The following is a 4422-nucleotide window of genomic DNA, read 5'->3' on the forward strand; positions in this document are numbered from 1 at the left end:
CCGGGTTCGGCGTGGCCCGGGCAGGCGAGCCTTCCCGCCGCAGAGGCACGGCCGGGCGAACCGGCCGCGCCCGGCATGCGCCCCGGCGGATCTTCGCCACCTGGCCGGTCGGAACCGCCCGATCCGGCATCCGCCGACTTCTTCGCCGTCGGGCGCCAGCCGACATACCGCCCCGTGCCGAGCGTGCCGCCGGCAGGCCGCGGCGATGCCGGCCCCCGCGGGCGCTCGTCGCGGGCGCTTCTCTATGCCGCGCTGGTTCTCGTCATCGCGGGCGCCGGTGCCGGAGCCTATCTCTCCGGGCTGCTCGACCCCTTCCTGGCGAGCGCCCCGCCCAGGGAGGAGCGGGCGACGCTGACGCCTGCGGAGCAGCCGCCGCAAGGTACGGCGAAGCCGGCTGGATCGGGCGAGGATGTCGCCGCCCTGACGCCGGGAGCGGGCGTCGAGCCGCCCCCCAGCGCGCGGGTGAGCAACGTCGCCCAGCGGATCGCCTGGCTGCAGGACTATAGCGGCGGCGACTGCTTCTATGCGACCGCGACGAACGCTTCCGAAGACACGATCGACGTCGAGGGCTTCGGCACGTCCGCGCAGCCTTTCGACAAGCTCCTCGAATCCTTCGAGGCTGCCTACCAGATCGAGCCCAATATCGGGGTGCGGCTCATCAACCAGAGCCAGTGCGCGGTGGCGGACTTCCTGAAGGCTCTCGCCGGGAGCCCCGAAGCGCGGCCCATCATGACGCTCAGCAGCGACGTGATCCGGAGCGGGGATGCGATCCAGGGTTCGGCCGAGCGGCTCAACGGACGCCGGTCCGAAGTCTACCTCGTCGACAATGAGGGCGTGGTCTACAGCCTAGAGCCGCATCTGAGACGGACGGAGGATTCCGCCTCCTTCAACATCAAGCTCGGACTTGCGACGCCCGAGCCCGTTCCCCAGCTCGTCCTCGTCCTGGTGAGCGGCGGCGAGATCGGGTCGGCGAAGCTTTCGGAACCGGTCCTCGCCTCGGCGTTCTTCCCCCGCATTCTCGAGGAGATCGAACGGAGGAACATCCGGGCGGCGGCGGCGGCCAAGTATTTCAAGCTCGGCGGCTGATCGGCGGTCCGGCGCGGCACCTCCCGCTACTCCGCAGCGGCGTTCCGGCTGGGTCCGGCGGAGTCCCGTGCTCTGTCTCAGAGATCGAAGCCGACCTTCGTCCGGGTGCTTGTCTTCAGCGCTCCCATGCAGACGTCGACCGGCTGCCCTCCCGACTTGCAGTCGGCCACGTCGTTGACGAGGAGGCGCGAGATCTTCCCGCAAGGCTGGTTCGGCAGGTCGAACTGCACGACCTTGGTCTTCCCGACGGGCAGCTTGCCGAATTCCAGGATGAGGAGCTGCGAGAACCCGCCGTCGGAATCGAACACGGCGACTTCGTAGGAGGTGCTGTCGAGCGCGATTCCGGTGCCGTTATGCGCGACATAGACCAGGCGGCAGCCATTGTTCACGTCGCGAGCGGTGTTCAGCTCGAGAGAGAAGGCCTTCTCCTGCGCTGCGGCGCCTTGAGCGGCGGAGAGCAATATCGCCACGGCCAGCGATCCCCAAAGGCCTGTCTGCCGCTTCATGCGGATCTCCCCCGCTGACGAGACCGGCACCCCGCCGCTCTGATCCGGAGGCGCACTTTAAGCGAAGCCCCCGCGGGAAAGGAAGACACACCTCCCGACCGGAAACGACGAAGCCCGAGACCTGATCTCGGTCCCGGGCCGGCAAAGGACGATCCGGTCCTGCTTACCGGAACGCGCCGATGAGCGGGGGAAGGGGAACCCTCAGCTTGACGCGTTCGGATCCGAGCGCCGCAACGCGCACGTTTTCCCCGCGCCTGGCGGAGACCGCACGCACCGGGGCGGGGCGCCGCTCGGCCTGCACCTCGGAGATGCGCGGTTCCGCGGCAGCGGATGCCGTGACGGCTTTCGCCGGGCGGGGCGCCGGAAGCCTGGTGTGATCGAGCCGGACATCGTCCTGCAACGGAAGCTCAGCGGCGGCCAAGGCGGCCGGCGCGACCGGATCCGGCGTCGCGTCCCGATCGGACATCTCCGCCGGCACGAGCAGGTGATCCATGGGTCCGGCCGGGGCTCCGGCCGGCGGCGCGCTGTCCGCGCGGTCCGCGAGCGCGATCTCGATCCCGCGGCTCGCGCCGAGGCCGGCATCGTCAGAGGCCGAGCTGATCTGTAGCCGGCCGACCGTGGCATCCTGCGCGGCGATGGGGCCCGAAAGGGCCAAGGTCGCCATCCCCGCCGCGCCGATCAGTAGAATTGAAGCTGTCCGCATCGTCCAGGCTTCCAGTCAGTGCTCGCGATGATAGAACACATCGAGCACAATGGCAAACTGCCGGTCCAGTTCCCAAGGAATGCTTAAGACAGAAGAAATCGCAGGACTGTCGTGCTGCTGCCCGAACGCCATCGGCGGCCGGAGGCGTCGCCCCTCCGGACGAAGCCGGATCGTCTGCTTCCAATGATCTGCGCGGGCTCAAGTCGCGATTGTCGCTGCGGAGGGAAGCGGTTGCGGATGGTCCGGCTCGGCCTCGAATGGCGCGTGGCGGCTTCGCCCTCGCGGCTCGCTTGCTGCGCCATGCTCGCCGCCGCCGTGCTGCTGCTTCATCCGCCGGGCGCCGCCGCCCAGTTCACCGTCTGCAACCAGACGCTGGACGTCGTGAACCTCTCGGTCGGGCAGGAGGTCGAGGGCGAGTTCCAGACCGAGGGCTGGTGGACCATCGGCGCGAATCGCTGCGCCGACGTCATCCGCGACGAACTCTGGAACCGGTTCATCTACATCTATGCGGAGGACGTCTTCGGCCAGCCGGTCCTGCGCGGGACCACCGAGATGTGCGTGGGGCCCCGGCGCTTCACCATCACCGGCATCGAGGCGTGCTGGCAGAGGGGCTACCGTTCCGTGAAGTTCTTCGAGGTCGACACGCAGGCGGTCGAACGCTGGACGGTGTTCCTCAAGAACCGGCCCGGGAACTGACGCACGGCGGACCGGCGCCCGGCGGGTTCCACTCGTCTGCGACATTGGCTAATGTAGAAGAACAGCCTTCCTCTTCAGCTGAAGGAGAGCTGATCCGTTGGGAATTGCGTCGCACGACCGGGCAGCGGGCCTCTGGCTCGCGCTCCTGGCCGTCTTGGCCATCGTCGGGATCGACGGCGCTTTCGCGAACAGCGCCGATCCGTCGGGGCGGCGGCTTGCGCTCGTCGTCGGCAACTCGAATTACCGCGCGGCGGAGTTCCTGAAGAATGCGGTCAACGATTCCAGGGCGGTCGCCGCGAGGCTGCGCGCGCTCGGGTTCGAGGTGACCAGCGTGGAGGATGCGCCCGGGCAAGGGTTCAGAGACGCCGTCGAGGGGTTCGGGCGGGAGGCGGCGGGCGCGGAAACCGTTCTCTTCTATTATTCGGGCCACGGATTCCAGCTCGGCGGGACGAACTACCTGGTCCCGACGGACGCCGCTTTGAGGGACCGGCGGGCCGTCGAACAGGAAACGCTCAGCCTCAACACGATCATAACGACGCTGCAGGGACGCGGCCGGCAGACCCTGATCTTCCTCGACGCCTGCCGGAACAACCCGCTCCCGCCGCGCCTGCGCGACCAGGGCGGCCTTGAGGGCCTCGCCCAGATCGAAGCGGGAAGCGGCGTCTTCGTCGCCTTCGCGACCCAGCCCGGCAACATCACGCGCGACGGCGCGGGCGACAACAGCCCGTTCACGACCGCGCTGCTGGAGAACATGGAGGTCCCGGGCATCAGCGTCTCGGACATGATGATCCGGGTCCGCAACCGGGTCGAGACGCTGACGCTCCGCCAGCAGATCCCCTGGGACCAGTCCTCGCTCCGCTCGCAATTCTACTTCGTGCCGGAGAAGAAGGCCTATCCCAAGCCGACGGCCGAGGAGAAGGAACTCCTGCGGCAGCTCGCGCTGCGCTGGGGCCTGACGATCCAGGACGCCGAAGGCGACGACGTCGTGGACGAGCGGGTTGCGGCCCCGGCGCAGCAGCTCGCCGAGCCGCAGCCCGCCCCGGCGGAAGCGCGGATCGCCGGGAGGGAGGCTGAACAGGTCCGGCAGCCGGCGGAGGCCGCAGCGCGGGTTCCGGGCCGGCCGGGACTCGTGATCGAGGGCATCGATCCCCCCGAAGCGCGGGTGGCGCTCGCATCGCCGCGCGAGCCGATCCAGCCGAAGATGAAGATCTTCGGGCTCCCGGCGCCTGCACAGGAGGCCGTCGCCGTCCCGCTCGCGCAGGAGCCGAAAACGGCCGCCGGACCCGAACAGACGGCGGCCGCCGTCACCGTTGCGGCGCTCGAGCCGGCTGCGCGCTCCGCCGGTCCGGTATCGGAGGTTCCGGCACCCGCCTCGCTCGCCGCGGCACCGTTCGCCGGCGCACCCGTCGCCGCCCAGCCGGCGCGGGCGCG

4 protein-coding genes and 1 pseudogene are annotated in these 4422 nt (G+C 69.5%); 3 read left to right on the plus strand and 2 right to left on the minus strand.

The window, feature by feature from the left end:
- Window positions 1–1086 (plus strand): annotated as a pseudogene (locus E4O86_RS22305) (hypothetical protein); the annotation flags it as partial.
- Between the two features lie 77 nt (window positions 1087–1163).
- Here the strand turns inward: E4O86_RS22305 and E4O86_RS22310 are convergent.
- On the minus strand, window positions 1164–1592 hold the full coding sequence (locus tag E4O86_RS22310) for a hypothetical protein (protein ID WP_205521051.1): 429 nt from the start codon (window positions 1590–1592) through the stop codon (window positions 1164–1166).
- Between the two features lie 163 nt (window positions 1593–1755).
- Window positions 1756–2256: a hypothetical protein gene (locus tag E4O86_RS22315; RefSeq protein ID WP_161142746.1), complete on the minus strand. Its 501-nt coding sequence runs from the start codon at window positions 2254–2256 to the stop codon at window positions 1756–1758.
- Between the two features lie 276 nt (window positions 2257–2532).
- On the opposite strand from E4O86_RS22315, the gene E4O86_RS22320 reads away from it, so the two are divergent.
- Both E4O86_RS22320 and E4O86_RS22325 read left to right on the plus strand, forming a co-directional pair.
- Window positions 2533–2991, plus strand: coding sequence for a DUF1036 domain-containing protein (locus tag E4O86_RS22320; protein WP_246206560.1), 459 nt, complete (start codon window positions 2533–2535; stop codon window positions 2989–2991).
- 97 nt (window positions 2992–3088) lie between these two features.
- The coding region (locus tag E4O86_RS22325; RefSeq protein WP_205521052.1) for a caspase family protein at window positions 3089–4422 on the plus strand (1334 nt) is incomplete at its 3' end.

The sequence above is a fragment of the Propylenella binzhouense genome (assembly GCF_009866965.1).
GTDB lineage: Bacteria > Pseudomonadota > Alphaproteobacteria > Rhizobiales > Afifellaceae > Propylenella > Propylenella binzhouense.